Source organism: Treponema sp. HNW, assembly GCF_050320395.1.
GTDB lineage: Bacteria > Spirochaetota > Spirochaetia > Treponematales > Treponemataceae > Treponema_C.
In genome coordinates, this window is sequence record NZ_CP144459.1 from 870,769 (window position 1) to 887,851 (window position 17,083).

The 17,083-nt window shown below is 46.7% G+C and carries 12 protein-coding genes and 1 CRISPR repeat array; all 12 genes read right to left on the reverse strand.

Features of this window, described 5'->3' with window-relative positions; genetic code table 11:
• Positions 1–61: 61 nt before the first annotated feature.
• Positions 62–2,518 (reverse strand): alpha-ketoacid dehydrogenase subunit alpha/beta, encoded by a 2,457-nt coding sequence (locus V1L52_RS04045; RefSeq protein WP_428771024.1) that lies wholly within the window; start codon positions 2,516–2,518, stop codon positions 62–64.
• A 180-nt stretch (positions 2,519–2,698) separates the two neighbouring features.
• Complete coding sequence (gene lpdA, locus V1L52_RS04050) at positions 2,699–4,063, reverse strand: dihydrolipoyl dehydrogenase (protein ID WP_428771025.1); 1,365 nt, start codon at positions 4,061–4,063, stop codon at positions 2,699–2,701.
• Between the two features lie 12 nt (positions 4,064–4,075).
• The gene (locus tag V1L52_RS04055) at positions 4,076–5,500 is read right to left on the reverse strand and encodes a dihydrolipoamide acetyltransferase family protein (RefSeq protein ID WP_428771026.1); all 1,425 of its coding nucleotides are present in this window, start codon (positions 5,498–5,500) and stop codon (positions 4,076–4,078) included.
• 61 nt (positions 5,501–5,561) lie between these two features.
• Complete coding sequence (locus tag V1L52_RS04060) at positions 5,562–6,326, reverse strand: DeoR/GlpR family DNA-binding transcription regulator (protein ID WP_428771027.1); 765 nt, start codon at positions 6,324–6,326, stop codon at positions 5,562–5,564.
• 172 nt (positions 6,327–6,498) lie between these two features.
• Positions 6,499–7,653: an iron-containing alcohol dehydrogenase gene (locus tag V1L52_RS04065; RefSeq protein WP_428771028.1), complete on the reverse strand. Its 1,155-nt coding sequence runs from the start codon at positions 7,651–7,653 to the stop codon at positions 6,499–6,501.
• A 193-nt stretch (positions 7,654–7,846) separates the two neighbouring features.
• A CRISPR array of direct repeats spans positions 7,847–8,213; the repeat unit is 32 nt; unit sequence ATTTCAATCCACGCACCCGTGAAGGGTGCGAC.
• Positions 8,214–8,738: 525 nt separating this feature from the next.
• On the reverse strand, positions 8,739–9,032 hold the full coding sequence (gene cas2 / locus V1L52_RS04070) for a CRISPR-associated endonuclease Cas2 (protein WP_428771029.1): 294 nt from the start codon (positions 9,030–9,032) through the stop codon (positions 8,739–8,741).
• 32 nt (positions 9,033–9,064) lie between these two features.
• The gene (cas1c, locus tag V1L52_RS04075) at positions 9,065–10,093 is read right to left on the reverse strand and encodes a type I-C CRISPR-associated endonuclease Cas1c (protein ID WP_428771030.1); all 1,029 of its coding nucleotides are present in this window, start codon (positions 10,091–10,093) and stop codon (positions 9,065–9,067) included.
• The gene (gene cas4, locus V1L52_RS04080) at positions 10,090–10,836 is read right to left on the reverse strand and encodes a CRISPR-associated protein Cas4 (RefSeq protein ID WP_428771031.1); all 747 of its coding nucleotides are present in this window, start codon (positions 10,834–10,836) and stop codon (positions 10,090–10,092) included. Before cas4 ends, cas1c begins: the two co-directional genes overlap by 4 nt.
• A gap of 1 nt (position 10,837) precedes the next feature.
• On the reverse strand, positions 10,838–11,728 hold the full coding sequence (cas7c, locus tag V1L52_RS04085; protein WP_428771032.1) for a type I-C CRISPR-associated protein Cas7/Csd2: 891 nt from the start codon (positions 11,726–11,728) through the stop codon (positions 10,838–10,840).
• Position 11,729: 1 nt separating this feature from the next.
• Positions 11,730–13,706, reverse strand: a complete 1,977-nt coding sequence (cas8c, locus tag V1L52_RS04090) for a type I-C CRISPR-associated protein Cas8c/Csd1 (RefSeq protein ID WP_428771033.1) — start codon at positions 13,704–13,706, stop codon at positions 11,730–11,732.
• A complete protein-coding gene (cas5c, locus tag V1L52_RS04095) occupies positions 13,706–14,422 on the reverse strand; it encodes a type I-C CRISPR-associated protein Cas5c (RefSeq protein WP_428771034.1) in 717 nt (238 codons plus the stop codon). The genes cas8c and cas5c overlap by 1 nt, the downstream gene beginning before the upstream one ends.
• A gap of 25 nt (positions 14,423–14,447) precedes the next feature.
• Positions 14,448–16,865, reverse strand: coding sequence for a CRISPR-associated helicase Cas3' (gene cas3 / locus V1L52_RS04100; protein WP_428771035.1), 2,418 nt, complete (start codon positions 16,863–16,865; stop codon positions 14,448–14,450).
• Between the last annotated feature and the right edge of the window lie 218 nt (positions 16,866–17,083).

Below are 17,083 nucleotides of genomic sequence, written 5' to 3' on the forward strand. Positions count from 1 at the left end.
TAACTTAATTTCAAACTCGACAGGTTGCCTAAAAAGTAACCGACTTTTTAGGCAACCCTTTTTAAACACCCATGCGGTTTTTGCGCATAATGTCCATCGTTGTTTGGACGGATTTAGGCGTATGTCCTTTTAAGGGAATGATTCTTTCGTGAATTGCATCCAGCATCCATTCCGTGCTCGGGAAATAATAGTGTTCACATTCCGGAGCGGGGGTAATCCAGTTGCGGCTTCCCACAACGGCAGGCGGTGCATCCAAATAATCAAAGGCCAAGGCGCTTATGTTTGAAGCAACCGTGTGCAGGTAAGAACCGCGTTCGGCCGCATCGCTTGCAAGCAGGATTTTTCCGGTTTTCTTTACCGATTCAACCAACTTTTCGTAGTTGAGCGGGTTAATCCAGCGGATATCGATAACTTCGGCATCCAAACCGTATTTTTCCTGTAAAACCTTTGCCGTGTCCATTGCAGTATACAGGGTTGCGCCCAATGTTGCAATCGTAATGTCTTTACCCGTTTTGCGGACTGCAGGTTCTCCTTCGGGTACTTCATAGTAGCCGGCCGGTACTTCTTTTTCAAATTCTTCACCCTTGTCGTAGAGTTTTTGGCTTTCAAAGAAGATTACAGGGTCGGTACCGCGCAAAGCGTAGTTCAGCATACCCTTTGCATCATAGGGGGTTGCCGGGAATACGGCTTTAAGACCGGGAATTGCCGCGACGATGGCGCTCCAATCCTGGCTGTGCTGTGCGCCGTATTTGTTACCGACCGAAACGCGCACCGTAAGCGGCATTTTAAGAAGACCTGCGGACATCGACTGCCACTTGGATGCCTGGTTGAATATTTCGTCTCCGGCGCGTCCCATAAAGTCGCAGTACATCAATTCGACAACGGCACGTCCTCCGCTCATTGCATAGCCGACGCCCGCGCCGACGATTGCAGCTTCGGATATGGGGCTGTTGAACAGGCGCTGGTAGGGCAGGGCTTCGGTTAAGCCGCGGTATACGGCAAAGGCTCCGCCCCAGTCGCGGTTTTCTTCACCCCAAGCCGCCATGGTCGGGTCAATCGTAAAGCGGTGGAACATCGCTTCAAACAAACCGTCGCGGTATTGAAACATTTTGTTTTTGGAAACGGGTTTGCCGTCCGGACCGAAGGCCGAGCGGACTTTTCCGGCAATCGCCTTTAAGCGCACATTGGTTTCGGGATTGACGTCGAGCACTTCGGGCTTGCCTTCTTCCATTTTTTCGGCTTTGGTGTTCGAAAACATAACCGATTCGATAAAGGCGGCACTTGCGCGCGGACTTTCTTCATCGTTAACCGCCAATTTTACCACTTGAATCAGTTTTTCACGGATTATCTCGTCCTGCTTTTCGGCATCGGCCTTTGTGATCAGCTTGTTTTTAATCAAGTAGGCTTTGTATTCTTCGATAGCGTCCGCCTTTTCCCACGCTTCGATTTCTTCTTTGGTGCGGTAGCTGGAGGCGTCCGAGGGAGAGTGCCCCGAAACGCGGTAGGTAATTGTGTCCAAAAGAACGGGGCCCTTACCCTTTAAAAGGATTTCTTTTTTGCGTGCGATTGCATCGGCAACGGCCAAAGGATTGTAACCGTCTACGCGCTCGGCGTGCATATTGTCGGGATTGACACCCGCACCGACGCGCGCGACATATTGATACCCCATGGTTTCACCGCAGGTTTGGCCGCCCATACCGTAAAAGTTGTTAAAGAAGTTGAACAAAATCGGCGGTGCTCCTCCGACCGATTCGGGCCAAAGGTTATTGTACTGGTCCATCGAAGCCATCATCATAGCTTCCCATACCGGACCGCATCCGAGGGCGGCGTCTCCGACGTTGGAAATAACGATACCCTTCTTTTTGTTGATTCTCTTAAAGAGGGCCGAGCCGGTTGCAATGTCGGCGCTTCCGCCTACGATTGCGTTATTGGGCATAGAGCCGAAGGGCAAAAAGTATGCGTGCATGGAGCCGCCCAAACCGCGGTTAAAGCCTGCGTTGCGGGCAAAGATTTCCGCCAGGGTTCCGTATAAAACAAAGTTTTCCGCCAAATCCTTAACGTTTTTGTAACCGATTTTTTCGGCCATCTTAAGTGTATCGCCGCCTAAAAATTCTTTCATAATTTTTTCGAGTTCTTTTTCGCTCAGTTTTTCCACAGCGGAATAGCATTTTGCCAAGATTTCGCCGTGGCTTCTGTGTGAACCGAAGATAAAATCGTCTATTCCCAAGTTGACGCACTGACCGACTGCGGCGGCTTCCTGTCCCATCGAAAGGTGGGCCGGGCCCTTGTGGTTGTATTCGATATTTTCCCATGCGCCCTGGGTTTTGAATGTATTGAGCATGTTTTCAAAGGCGCGGATTGTCTGCATATCGTAGAGGATTCTTTTAAGTCCTTCCGCTCCGTATGTTTTAAGCTCTTTTTCAAAATTGCTTTGATATTGGTTAACCGGAATGTCTTTGATTTTTAACATTTCCGCCTTTCTGACCTTTTTAGGGTCCACAAATAATGACTTAGGCATGTTCTTCTCCTATAAAAATATTTTGAGGAATTATCAAATTCCGAAAAATATTTTTTCAGCACTTCCGCAGCATAGCGAGGAAGTGCAATAAATATTGGAAGTTTGCCGGACGGCAAACTTTGGAAGCACGGGAAGGCACCATTTGTGCCGACCGTGCGACCGCTCCTATAAAAATAAAACCTACAGTGTCCAAATTGCTTCCCGGATCGCTTCACAAACGGTCGGATGGGGGAAGATCATTTGTTTGACATCTTCAACGCGCATTTCGTTTTCGACGAGGGCTGCGGCTCCCCAAATCATTTCGGAAGCATAGGGGCCCAAAACGTGAATACCGAGTATGCGGTTATCGTCTTTTGAAACAATGACTTTTACGCTGCCGGGAGCTTTTACGCCGTTTTCGGCAATAAAGCGTCCCGAAACGAGCATGGGAACCGTTGCCGTTTTTACGGCAATCTTTTTGGCTTCGGCTTCCTGTTCGGTAATACCGCAGCCGGAAGCTTCGGGAATCGAATAGACAACCCAGGGGATTGCGTTATAGCGCATACGGTCGGTATTAGGCGTTCCGTCCAAAACCGAGCAAATATCGTTTACGGCAACTTCGGCCATGCGGTAGGCCGAGTGTGCGAGCATACTGCGGCCGTTTACGTCTCCGATAGCCCATACGCCGCTGATATTCGTCCTCATTCTGTCGTCTACGGCAACACCCTTGGCAGTGATGTCTACACCCGCGGCCTTACCGTTCCAGTTTTCGGTTTGGCATCTGCGTCCTGCGGCCATCAATACGATATCGGCTTGCGAAGAAAGACTTTTACCGTCCTTTGTTTTGAAAAAGACCGTTCCGCCTTCGATTTTTTCGACGCGGCAGCCCAAGTGAAATTCCGTGTTTTTAAGGCTGTTTCTCAATACGGGGGCAAGCTCTTTATCCATGGGCGGAATGATTTCGTCCATCATTTCGATAACCGAAACCTTGCTGCCCAGGGTACCGAATAAGCTTGCAAACTCGATACCGATAACGCCGCCTCCGATAACGCATAAGCGCTCGGGAACGTGATCGATGTCCAAAAGGGCCGTCGAGTCCAATACCTTGGGATTATCCTTTGCTCCGGGAATGGGCGGCATTGCCGGAAGGGAACCGGCCGCAATGACAACCGCTTTGGCTTCGTACACCGCACCCGTTTCGGCTATTTTAACCTTGCCGGCGGATATGAGTTCTCCCGTTCCCATGATAACTTCAACCTTTAAACGCTTCATAAGAGCGCTTACACCCGAACAGAGGGTTTCGACCGTTTTCTTTTTCCACGCCGACATTTCCTTCATGTCGAAGCGGATATTGTCCGCATGAACGCCGAACATGGGTGCTTCGTGGGCATGGAGATAGTGTTTTGCCGAATTCAAAAGCGTCTTTGTGGGGATACAGCCGACATTCAGGCAGGTACCGCCCAGAAATTCTCTTTCAATAAGTAAAACCTGTTTTTTCCGTTGAGCGAGCCGTTCCGCGGCAAGATAGCCTCCGGGGCCGCCTCCGATTACAATAACATCATACATACGTTTTCCGCCTTATTTTGCAATCCAAATATCGATGTCTTTTAAAGCAAGGCATAGAGCTTTCATAAACCGGGCTGCAGGAGCGCCGTCAACCACCGCATGGTCTATCGTTAAACTGAACGAAAGGTGCGGAACGATATCGTACGAACCCTGGGCATTGGCTTCGGGCTTGGGCTGAATACCGCAAACGCCTAAAATCGCAACTTCGGGCGCATTGATAACGGGGGTAAAGCTTTCGATTCCCGTATTGCCGAGGTTTGTGATTGTGAAGGTCGAGCCGCTTAAAAGGTCGGGGCTTATCGAGCCGTTTTGGCATTCGCCTGCAAGGTATTTTGCCTGAGCCGAGATTTCAGCTAAGGACAGGGTGTCGGCGTTGCGGATAACCGGCACCATAAGGCCGCGCGGGGTATCGACTGCCATACCGAGGTGAACGTTTTTATATTCGCGTACAACGCCGTCTTTTTTTACCGCATTCATATAGCTGTAGTCTTTAAGCAGCCGTGAAGCCAAAAAGAGTATTAAATCGTTTACGGTAACCTTCGACAAACCCATCGCGGGATCGCTTGCTTTAAAGCGCTCGCGGAGTTTTTGCATACGGACGGCGCTTGCACTTGCATTTAAAGTGAACTGAGCCGCGGTAGCCAAAGAACTCATCATGCGTTCGGCAATAACTTTGCGGATACCCTTGATCGGCGTATCGGTATATTCGTCCGCTTTGCTTGCGGCGGCTCCCGTTTGTGCGGCCGGTACGCCTTGAGCAAGGGCCGCTTTTGCACCCGATGCGACGGCGGCTATATCTTCCAAAGTTACTCTTCCGCCGATACCGCTTCCGCTTGCAGGGATTGCACCGCCCGAGCGCAGGGCTTCTTTTGCGGCCGCCGTCAGCGGAGGTCTTTGAGAAGCTGCGCGCAATACGTCGGCTTCTATAATGCGGCCTTCCGCTCCGGTACCCGTCAGCGTACTTACGTCAATGACTTCTTTTAAAGCCGCAGCGCGTGCGCGCGGAGATACCGCAAGATGTCCGCCGCTTGCAGTCTGTGCGGCGCTTGTCTGCGTTACAAGTGTCTGCACGGCAGGTGTACTCGGTGCAGGGGCTTCGGCCGTACCTTGTGCGGGAGCCTGTGCCTCCGGGGCAGTTTCCGCGGATCCGGCCGATTCCGAAGAGGTTCCCGCATCCACAAACTTCGTCCAATCTTCTCCCGCGTTACCGACAACCATAATCGGCTGCAAAACGGGAACGTCGTCCCCTTCCGGGTGAATGATTTTTAAAATCGTTCCGGCCGCTCCTGCGGGAACTTCAAAGGTTGCCTTGTCGGTTTCAACTTCACATACGGTTGTATCCGCGTCTACGGCGTCCCCTTCTTTTTTCTTCCATTCTACAATAATGCAAGATTCTACAGTGTTACCCTGTCTGGGCATAATTAAAACATGAGCCATGTTTCCTCCTGTTTTTTATATGAGGGTGTCTGAAAAGCCGCTTGCTTTTTGACAAGCCCCCTTATCCTTCGCACGTAATAAGGTGCAAGGGAACTTGTTCCAATTCCGTTTTATCCTGCGCCCTTATGCCGCCGTCGGTAATTAAAATATCTATATCGCTCATCGGTAAAATCGTTACCACCCCGCTTTTACCGTGCTTTGAAGAGTCGGCCATAAGAACGAGCTTTTCCGCGCGTTCTCGCATAGCCGTAATAACGTCGCCGCCTTCGACCAAGTGGGTGGTAATGCCCGTCTTTACACTGAAGCCGTCGGTGCCGACAAAGGCGTAGCGCACGTTAAAGCGGCGTATCGTATCCAATGCAATGCTGCCTACAAAGGAATCGGTGCTGTTGCGGAACTCGCCGCCTACAAGGGTGATTTTTAAAGCGGGGTTCGACTTTGCCGATTCGAAGGCCGCGATGGAATTGGTGATAATCAATACATCGCGCTTACCCGTTAAATACCGCGGTAAAAGAGCGGTTGTTGTTCCCGCTTCTATCATGATTGCATCTCCGTCCCGCACCAACTCTGCGGCGGAACGCGCAATACAGTGCTTTTCTTCGATATTCATATTTTGCCGCTGGAAGATGTGGGGGTGAATGGTGGGCAGGGCTCCTCCGTGAGTGCGGCTTAAAAGACCTCTTTCTTCCAAGCTGCTTAAATCCGAACGAATCGTAACTTCCGAAACGTCCAGCTCGCCGCTCAATTCGGCGACGGACACGGCCCCCTGCGCCATAAGACGGTTTAATATACTGTGTTCGCGATCGGATAATTCCTGAATCACCATTGTTTTTCCTTTCTTTTCGATTATATTACGAAATTGAATAAAACGCAAGTGAAAAGCAAGAAAAAAGACGAAAAAACGTAAAAAAAAGCTGCCGAAAGCTGAAAATTGATGCTTAGGGCAGCTTTTTTATCAAGACCGCCGGTAAGATTATTCTTATCGGCGGTTTTCTTTTTTAGTTGATTTTTTTTCCGTAATACGCTGCTTCGTAAATCATCTTGACGTCTTCCGGAGTGGGTTTTCCGGGGTTGGTCAGCGTACAGGGGTCGCCGTGGGCGTTTTTACTCATGCGCTCCAAAACCGTTTTGAACTTTTCTTCGTTAAAGTCGACTTCTTTACAGTCTTTAAAGCACAAGGGAATGTCGAGTTTTTTGTTAAGTTCACGGACGGTTTCGGCAATGTCTTTTACGCCGAGTCTTTTTTCCGCCAAATCGTATTTATCCGAGAATTTGCGGTTAAAGTCGATAATGTAGGGCATGAGGATTGCGTTTGCCAAGCCGTGCGTAACGCCGAATTCGCCTCCGATTTTATGGGCAAGCGAGTGTACCAAGCCCAAGGATGCATTTGTGAAGGCCATACCGGCAAGGCTGGATGCATTGTGCATGTGGGCGCGGGCTGTCATGTCTTTACCGTTTTTGTATGCAGCGGGAAGATATTCAATGACAAGGCGCAAAGCTTCAATGGAATAGGGTTCCGTAAATGAGGTTGCGGCCGTTGAAGCAAAGGATTCAATTGCGTGGGCAAATACGTCCATACCGGTGTTTGCCGTGATGTGGGGCGGCATACATGCGGGAAGTGCGGGGTCGAGGATTGCGATATCCGGAACCATATCCGCGGCGACTATCGGGTATTTAATGTGATTGTCGGTATCGGTGATAACGGAAAATGCCGTGATTTCGCTTGCGGTTCCGCTGGTTGAAGGAATACAAATCATCTTTGCCTTGTTGCGCAGCGGAGGCATTGCACCGACGGGGATAATGTCTTCGAATTTAACGGAAGGATGTTCGTAAAAACACCACATAACCTTGGCCGCATCGAGCGCCGAACCGCCTCCGAGGGCGACAATCCAATCGGGGCCGAAATCGCTCATTTTTTTGCCGCCGTCCACAACGGTTTTTACCGAAGGGTTCGGTTCTACACCGTCGATAATAATCGATTCGATGCCGGCTTTTTTCAACAGCTCTACGGCCTTATCCAAAAAGCCGAATTTTTTCATCGAGCTTCCGCCGGTAACGATGGCGGCTTTTTTGCCCTTTAATTGGGCCAAATGATCCATTGCATTTTCGCCGTAAATAATTTGGCGCGGCACCGAGAAATTCATAATACTCATGTGGAGTCTCCTTAGCGGTACAGATAACCCTCTTGTTTTGAATTAGAGTACCTTTATAAATATATAATTATTTATATATAAAAAAATGCTTATTGTCAAGAGGAGGGTGTGTTTAGATTAACTTTTTTTTGGGCGGGAAGTTACCCGTGAGGTTGCGACTTGTGCGTGCAATTCCATTAACAAAAGATGAGGAATTTCAATCCACGCACCCGTGAAGGGTGCGACCCCCCTGCGGACGATTAAACCGTTGCGGGGCAACATTTCAATCCACGCACCCGTGAAGGGTGCGACCCGTCATAAGCTCTCGTGTGCTTTCAATGCTTCCGTATTTCAATCCACGCACCCGTGAAGGGTGCGACATAATCGGCTTACCGTTCGCGTACATAACCGCCTCATTTCAATCCACGCACCCGTGAAGGGTGCGACGGATTATAACGCCTGTTTTAAAGGATGTAGACAGCATTTCAATCCACGCACCCGTGAAGGGTGCGACAAGAAATGGGATATTACGCGTCCCTTTATGGGCATATTTCAATCCACGCACCCGTGAAGGGTGCGACGTTTAATATGTATCATAATAACACGATTTATAAAATAATGAAAGTATTTTCAGAATGATTTTTCAAAAATAAGGTAAATGAGCACATTTTATGACGTTATAACAGATATTTTCACTGCGAAACGACAGGAATTTTATGTGTACGCGACATTCGCAGAAGCTGTCTAAAAAGTAAGTCATGCTCAGGATTGACACCCGCCGGAATAAAGCCGATGTCTCTTTATTGCACAGCTCCACCGAACATACTATACCACGGTAAAATAATGCCGTCAATAAAAAGGCGATACCCTTATAAAATTCCGTCCGTTTTAATCCCTGCACCTAAATCCGGTACCGGATCCAGTGCTGCAGGTCAACGCGACAGGGATTGGAGGGGCACCGGCTGCCGAAAACGGAAGAACAAAATGAAAGGTGAAGCTCCGGGATTCCGTTTGAGGCAGTCCGGTGTTCCGAAGGAATAGACCCCGAAAAGCCCGGCGGCTCTGTCGAAAAAGCGGAAGCGCTTGAGAAAGAGCCGGTCGCCCGCTTAAATAATCAGCGTATCTTTTTCCGGATCATAGGTATTGTTTTTCCCCATCAGTTCAACGCGATTCTGCCAGTTTTTGCCCAAGCGGTAAAAACGCAGGCTGTCCGCTTCGTGGTCGATAATGCCGCGTAATCTATGTTTTATTTCGACGTACATGGCGGGTTCGAGCATACATTCAAAAACGGAATTTTGAACGCGCTGTCCGTAATCCGTACAAATCTTTGCCACTGCATTGAGACGCTTGCGGCCTTCGGGTGCGGTTGTGTTTACGTCGTATGTTATAAGCATCATCATAGAAAACTCCTGAGGTTTTAAGTTCCGCCGTTTTAGATAACAAAGGGAGGATATGCTTCGATATCGCCTCGTATATAGCGCGACAATAGTTGTGCCTGTACAAAGGGCAGTAAGCCGATTTTTACGTTCTCTTGTAAAAACGGATGCCGGATTTCTTCCTGTTTGCGCTTTTGCCAAGCTTCGAGCATTCGTTCTCGTCCCTTGTCGTTTAAAAGGACGGTTTCGTTTTCCTTTGTTTGAAAGCACTGAGGATCGACGATTCGTTTATTGATACAGGTTATGACAAAACGGTCGACAAGGTAGGCGCGAAGTTCTTCAATCATATCGAGGGCAAGGCCGGGACGCCCCGGACGATCGGTATGTAAAAAGCCGACATAGCTGTCCAAGCCGACGCTTTCCAATGCGGATTGAATGTCGTAGGTGAGGACGCTGTAAAAAAAAGACAACATCGCATTTACATTGTCTTTGGGCGGGCGTTTTATGCGTTCGTTAAAATAAAAATCGTCCTGCTGCTGCAAAATCATGGCATTAAAACAGCCGAAATATTCGCGCGCGCAGTCCCCTTCAATGCCCCGCAATGCGTCGGTATCCTGAACGGTTTCAAGTTTTTGAATTTGAGTAAAAATCTTTTGTGCACTGAGCGTGATTTTATCCGCATCTATTTTTTCTTTATGATCGCGTATAAGACGGTGTAACACCGTGCGCGAATTAATCAGTTTTGCATAAATCATATTGCGGGCAATGCCGAGCGAAAGCGTTTTATCGTCGGCAATGCGGTATTGTTCACGGCGTAAAAAAACATTGCCGTTGGTTTTGCCGACAAAGCGGCCGCACAGTCTTCCGGACGGGGTTAAAAAGGCAATACCGATATTGTGTTCGGCACAAAGCTTTATAATGCCGGGGCTTGCACCGTTATAATTAAAGCAGATAATGCCTTCCAAAATGTGAATGGGAAACCGTTTTACAATTTTTTTTTCGACCGATATAACGATGTTTTCCCTGTCGCGCGAAACATAGCAGTGTTTATTCGTTATATACAGGGTATTTAATAGTTTTCTCATAGGTTATCCTCAATTACACTGTCTTCAATTGTGTTATCTTCAAGTACACTGTCCGCAATACGGTTTAAAAGATACCTCTGTACGGCAGTTTTTTTAAGTGTCAACTTGGGAAGACATATATCGTATAAAGAACAGCGTGTACAATGTTTTCCCGATTCGGCAGGCGGTGTCTTTTTTTCGCGGTACAATGCATGCATTTCGTCGGCGGCCGTTTGTACGCTTGCACGCAGTTCATTGTTTATATCGATTGTTATTCTTTTTTTTGATGCAAAATAATAAATACTTGCCGAGGGCACGACGTTTGCCGAGGGGCTTGCGCTTGCCCGGCTCATGGAAACGTTTAAGCTTTCTTCAAGACAGATAACCTCGGCGGCCAACTGCATAATATCGCATAGATCTTTTTTTTCTTTTCCGCGTTTATATTCGACTATGTGCGGCCGCCATAAGCCCTTTTTTCCTTCGACCCGAATTCCGTCTTCGGCTTTTTCAAACTCGACTACATCGAGGATGCCCGAAAAGCCCAAAGTACGCGAAGAAACGGGTATCGAACGTGAATAAAACTTATTCGGCCGCGATTCTTTGAGAAAGGGATTATCCGCTTTTTCGTGGAGCAGCCGCCCCTCCCGTGTCGCTTCGTCATCTTTCCAGCACGCTTCGATATCGATTAAAGCCCATTGGCGCTTACAAAAATAAAAATGCTGGATGCCGGAAAGCATCAGATAATCCCTTTCGTGATACGGCATATCAGTTGGTAAAAACCTGAGGAGTTAAACCGTCCAAGGGACTGACCGAAATATCGTAATCATCAAACGACTTGGGAATGTCAACGCCGTTTTTCTTTTTAATCACGATACTGTCATGAACCCGTGCAGGAGCATATTGCCCGAGCTTGGAATTATGTTCAAACCAGTACAGCGTATGCAGCATCATACTTCCTTCCGGACGTGCCGACGAGGCATCGTTTGCAAACATTTCCAAAACGGCTTGCCTGATTTTGTGCGCATCTTCGGTTGAAAATCCGGTTTTTTCCGCAAGCTGCACGTTGATACTGCCCTTCAGTACATAGAGACCAAAAGAAACCCTGTGTTTTAAGCCCATCGTATCGCTGCCTTTTTTTTCTCCGGGTTCATTGTTGACGCTTTTTGTAATTTGAATGGATTCGATTTCAGCTTCGTCTATTGAAAAAGCGGATTGTACGGTAACCGGTCCTCTGATGCCTATGGAAACACCTTCGCCTGATTTTGCACCTTTAAAAGCGAATACTTGACCGAAGCTGCGGACATCCAACCATGCTTCACAGGCTTTAGCCGTAAAAGCTCCTTTTATATCGATGCTTTTATCGGTATTTTTATCGTTTTTTTTCTCCAATATCGCGCTCAACTCCCGATTTGCACCGACACGTTCCGACAAACTGCCGAATCCGTCAAGCTTATTGTCTTCGGATTGTACAAGAATAGGCTCTCCCATTTCCATCAAGCGGTTTCTGATTTTCCGCTTTAAACACACATCGGATATTTCACCGAAGCCCGAATCGGTAATACGGGGTCTGTTGCCGTTTAAAGGGTCCCCGTTCGGATTTGCATTCTTTGCCGAAATGATTGCAACAAAGTCGATTTTGTTTTGTAATAACGCCATATTAATCCTCCTGCGTCGTTTCGGATGAGATATCCGTTTCGGATACGATATCCGTAGTTGTATCTTTATTCTTTTTTGTAAAAAGCGCATGTTTTTGGGCATTAAAGCCGAGTAAAAAACGTCCGTCAAGATGAGATGCTTTAAACAGTTCTTCGGGCGGAATCAGAAAAGATATCTGTTCTTCCAGAGCATACAGGTCGTTTCCCATCTTTCCCAATTTTCTTCGGTAGGGCACCAATTGTTTTTGTATAATGCCGAGTGTTCTGTTCGGACGTTCGGCAAATTTACTGAAATAATTCATTACCGTTGTGGAACGTTTTTCTTCCGCCCGGTACAGACAGCGCGCTTCTATTTCATCCAAAACAGCCAGTAGTCTGCCTAAATTGTAGGTTACATCCCGCGATTTTTCATCCGTTTCCATAGTCCAATTCTCCTTATATTTTTTATTCCGATATGCTTTTATCAAAGAACAGGCAATCCCGCATTGTTTTTGCCATTCCGCCTTTGTATAAGACAGGGGACGGCAGCTTCTGGTATATACGGCCTGCACAATATCAAAGGGCAGCAATGATTCTTTTTGAATAACGCAGGGAAGAAGCCGCTGTACGGTCGAAGCCATGAGCCGTTTATTGCTTTCGGAACTGTTACCCGAATGCTGAATGTCAAAAGCGGCCGCGGCAATGTCCTGCAAAGAGGGGGCGCCTACAAAATAAACAGTCTTTTTTTTCTTAAAATCATAATATGAATTAAACCATCCGGCTCTGATATGCCAATCGGCAATGCTGTCAAAAAAAGCGGATATTTCGGCGGAATTGATTTCCCGGTAAAAACCTATCGACATTCGCCCGGGAGTTGCCGCATCAAGACAGAGTACCGCAATATGTTCCCCGGAACGTATATTCGCCCTGTACCCGTGCAAGGCCTTGTTAAAACCGGCGGCAAATGCACTTTGCAAACTCATCCCTGCTTTCTTTTGAGTTTCTTCTTGAAGTATATCGAGGCTGCATGCTTCATCGATTACACACGAGGCGGCAAGCGTATCCGGTATAAGGGGTGCATATGTCCCCCAGCATACAAAAACCTTATCGCCTATAAGGGTACCCTGATTTTGTATCAGCCATTTAAGTGCGTTATGAGCCTTTTGAGAAACATCATATCCCACCTGCACAGCTTCTTTATCATTGATAAAGCGTCCTCGGAAGGTAAAGCCGGAAATATCGTTAGCCGAAATCAATTTTGCCGAATCCCGTGCATGACGAATTTTTTTAGGATGATTATACGTAAGGAGGGTATGTTCGCCCGTAGCATAGCATAAGCCCTTTTCCGTCCCCGCTGCAAGCGCATAGCCGACATAGGCTTTTTCTATTGCTTTATGTTCCCATAATTTGATTCTTTCGGTTTTATTTTCAGAACGAACGGCAAAGCGGACAAATGCTTCGGATTGTTCTCCGGTAATCACGGAAAAAATCGGCGGTCTTTCGCTTTCTTTTCCGTCCCATTTTTTTAACAACCGGCCTTTCGTATCGGTAAAAAGAATTTTATGGGCAACAAGGTCGGCAATCAAATGTTTTTTTTGTACATACGTATATACGGCTTGAATATAGGGATGTGTGTATTCGGATTCACACCAGAGGCGAAGTTTATCCGTATAGCACACATAGGCTTCGCCCCCCTTTGTTCCGCCGTAAGCTTCATAATCTCCGGCCGTAAATTGCAGCTTATCATGCAAGGGGTGCGGTTGTTTTGCAGCTCCGCTTGTACGGCCGGCCGATTCGTCGGTACAGGGAATAAGGGTAACCCTATCCTCTTTCGGTACGACAAGGGCATCGACAAAATTTCCTTCCGTATCAATAGTAACTTCTATTTCGGCATTTTGCGTTGTATGAAAGCGCGGCAAGAGTTTTACCTGTGTTTTGTTTGCCGTATCCGTACCGTACACATTATCATATGTTTCGCATAATATGTTTATCCAACCCATCACTGCCCTCCCGCCGGTACAAATTCCCTCTCAACCGATTGAAAATCGGTTCCTACGGTAAACGTTTTGATACTGTTAGCCGAGATAAGCCTTTCGATGGGACAGAGTTCGGGCGGCACAAAGGTAATAACACCCTTTTCCATCTTGGGCTTCCAAAACTTTACCGTGCGCTGTGCCTGAGCATTTTCATCGGCATATACGATTGAATGATATTGCAAGCCGAATTCCATACTTTCGGTTGTATCATAGTAACCGGCTCCGGAGCCGAACTCGCAAGGTTCAACATACCCCTGACATTCGCGCGTTCCCAAAAAAATATCGCGGCGGCCGCCCCGTTCCAAACTGCGCTTGGCGATAAAAAAGTGTTTGTTTTCGTTCCAATCTTCTTTTAATTCGGGGCGGTTTTCGTTAAACACAAAACGTACTTCAACCTGATATTCAACATCGCATAAGTAATTGTAAAAACTTAAATCGTTTCCTCCCGAATATTTTACCGGACGTATACCTTTTACTTCGGTTTTAATCGGATTCATAACCCGCGCCCGTTCTACAATCCACATTATCGACGGTTTAAAATAAATCGATTCCGTGATTCCTTTTAACGCCTGATAGGTTGGAACAAGCAGCGAATTTTTTTCTCCGCCTGCACGGGTAATCGGTTCGGAAAAAAGCGCATTGCGGGCTCTGACCCTATAGGTAAGCCGATTCGATTTCATATTTTACATCCTCCTTGTATACAAGTTAAGTAATCAACAGTTTTTGCAAGCCCGTTCCTGCCGAACCGCAAACTTCATTGTATTCGTCTTCGGCAAGGACATACAGGTTTTCAAAATCCGGTACCTTTGTTAAACCTCCGCGGCGTAAAAGTTCATCACGCTCATAAGCGTACATACTGATACAAAAACGCTGCATTTCTTTTAGCAATACATATTTTTCATGTAAGTCCATCGAGTATAACTCTTTCGAAAACAACATACTTATTATACTCTCTCCCTTTTTATAAGGTACAAGCACCGTAACGGTGTCATCGGGAATAACTTTAAATACCCTTCCCGTACTTTCAAAGGGAAAAGAAAAAATAAAACCTTTTTCGTTCGCAAATCTTTTAAGATCATCGTTTTCGTTGTTCAATAAATCATAAAGACGGATTTTAATACCGTCTATCGTTTCAGGATAACTCATCTTATCTTCAATCTTCGATTCGGCAAAATATTTTTTATAATAAGCAGACATCGCTTCACAGGATAATAAATCGCCTTCAAATAAGGACGGATCGTTTTTAAAATCGATGAACATTTCACGGGCGCATTTTATACCTAACCGTATTTCCGGCATTCTGTCCGTTTTTTCGGGGTAATCGGTTACATATAAAAACGCCGATTCGCGCTCTCCGTGCCGATTTACCCGGCCGCCGGTTTGTACAAGAGAAGGCAGCCCCGCCAAGTTGCGTATTGCGGTTTCAAAACTGATATCGACACCGCATTCGACCAGATTGGTACTGACACAAATTAAAGGACTGCCGTTTTCCAACGTTTTTTTAATATCTTCAATAACTTCCGTTCTATGGGCGGGACAAAGAGCCGTAGTAAGATAAACAATCCTGTGTGTAAAAACGGTTGAACTTAATTCACGATATACATCTCTTACGCCCTTTTTGGTATTCATAATAATAAGAATACTCTTATACTCTTCGGCAAGTTCAACTGTAAACGCTGTAAGTTCCGCAAGGCTTAACCCCGCACCGTCAAGTGTACATTTACTGCACAATGACAGTCTTTTGAATTGTTCAAATTGAACGCGCGGATTTTCAATCAGCTCCGAAGGCTCGGTCAGCAAAAGCGGCACTGCGGTATTTTGCAAATCGGGCTGAGTTGCCGTACAGAGGATAGATGTGGTGTTAAAAAGTCGGCAGAGAGTATTTAAAGCATCGTTAAAAAGATAGGTGCAGTGTAAAGGCAGGGCTTGCACTTCATCAAAAACAATAACCGCATTAGCCAAATGGTGTAAGCGCCTGACCGATTGAGTGCCGCCTTCAAAGAGGGTATTCAAAAACTGAACGAAGGTAGTAAAAATAATAGGCGAATCCCAGCGCTCGGTTAAGAGTTTATACCTGCTTTCGTCATCTTCATCCGAAAACACAACCGCCGAGTGGTGCTCAAAAAGTTCATCCTTACAGCCCAACACCCTGCGAACGAGATTCGCATTTTGCTCGATAATAGTCGTATAAGGAAGAACATAGATGATGCGCTGCTTTTCTTCCGGCGTTCCCGACAAGGCTGCACAGTGTTCAAGGGCAAAATTCAAACTTGCAAAAGTTTTTCCGCCGCCGACGGGAACGGTAAGGGTATAAATCCCCGTTTTATACGTTTTTCCGGCCGTTTTACATCTTTCGTTTATTCCGGCACGCAAATCACGGATCAAAGCCGCCTGTTTTGACCCGACAGCACGGTTTTGCAATTTTGCAAGATGTGAGAAAAGCCGTTTTCTGTACCTGTCCAAATAAGCATAAATCGTATGCGGTTTGATCGGCATCTTGTGTTGAGAAAAGGCATACGCGTCAAGTCTGTCGGCATCGATTAAACAGCTGTACACAAATTTAATCACTATATAAAAGCTGTAATGGGGCTTGAGCCTACACAAGCCTATTTTTCGGCATAAAGCGTCTATTTCCCGTAAGGACAAAGTACGCATATTGTCCAGTTTTGCAGTACCGATACAATTCTGCAAAAATACGGAAAGCCCGGTCGCATCATCTGATGCCTCTTCGGAGTTAAGACGCTTATATAATTTTGAAAAGCGCTCAAAAGACACATAGTCGCTTAATCCGCCGTGGTGATAGGCAATGCACATGGAAAGCATATCGCGCACAATCTTTTCCGATGCCGAGGATGCAGGCATTCGATATACATACAGCGCTCCCGCTCGCGCATGGTCCGGCTTTGAACGGTACCCTGCCGTCTTATCTTCGGAAAGGGCCGACTTTATATAGGACTGAAAGGCGGGAAGATATTTTCCCATATCATGCAAAATACCGGCTAAAAAACAGGTCGAACCCAACCCCACCCCGAAACCGAATGCCGCCGCATATTCGGCGACATTTGTGCTGTGCGCTTTTACCGACTGAGTTTCAAAATTGCCGTTTCCTCGCGCGATATACATCTTTCCGCCTAAAATATTTATGTTATTTACAGATATATAATAAATCATAATATCAAATATGTCAAGAAAAACATTTGCAAAATCTGCGTTTTTATGATATAAAGAATTGTCGTTTAAAACGTGGATTGAAATATGTTTTTTACTGATATGCCCCTACAACAGCAGTCATCGCACTCTTCATCGGTGCGCGGATTGAAATGATTTTGCGAGCGAAAATC

What these genes read in the sequence shown, in the direction of transcription:
- cas7c (WP_428771032.1), bottom strand. Translation starts at nt 11,728, where the DNA reads ATGGCGTTATTACAAAACAAAATCGACTTTGTTGCAATCATTTCGGCA.
- V1L52_RS04060 (WP_428771027.1), bottom strand. Translation starts at nt 6,326, where the DNA reads ATGGTGATTCAGGAATTATCCGATCGCGAACACAGTATATTAAACCGT.
- V1L52_RS04045 (WP_428771024.1), bottom strand. Translation starts at nt 2,518, where the DNA reads ATGCCTAAGTCATTATTTGTGGACCCTAAAAAGGTCAGAAAGGCGGAA.
- cas4 (WP_428771031.1), bottom strand. Translation starts at nt 10,836, where the DNA reads ATGCCGTATCACGAAAGGGATTATCTGATGCTTTCCGGCATCCAGCAT.
- cas1c (WP_428771030.1), bottom strand. Translation starts at nt 10,093, where the DNA reads ATGAGAAAACTATTAAATACCCTGTATATAACGAATAAACACTGCTAT.
- lpdA (WP_428771025.1), bottom strand. Translation starts at nt 4,063, where the DNA reads ATGTATGATGTTATTGTAATCGGAGGCGGCCCCGGAGGCTATCTTGCC.
- V1L52_RS04065 (WP_428771028.1), bottom strand. Translation starts at nt 7,653, where the DNA reads ATGAGTATTATGAATTTCTCGGTGCCGCGCCAAATTATTTACGGCGAA.
- cas2 (WP_428771029.1), bottom strand. Translation starts at nt 9,032, where the DNA reads ATGATGATGCTTATAACATACGACGTAAACACAACCGCACCCGAAGGC.
- cas8c (WP_428771033.1), bottom strand. Translation starts at nt 13,706, where the DNA reads ATGGGTTGGATAAACATATTATGCGAAACATATGATAATGTGTACGGT.
- cas5c (WP_428771034.1), bottom strand. Translation starts at nt 14,422, where the DNA reads ATGAAATCGAATCGGCTTACCTATAGGGTCAGAGCCCGCAATGCGCTT.
- cas3 (WP_428771035.1), bottom strand. Translation starts at nt 16,865, where the DNA reads ATGTATATCGCGCGAGGAAACGGCAATTTTGAAACTCAGTCGGTAAAA.
- V1L52_RS04055 (WP_428771026.1), bottom strand. Translation starts at nt 5,500, where the DNA reads ATGGCTCATGTTTTAATTATGCCCAGACAGGGTAACACTGTAGAATCT.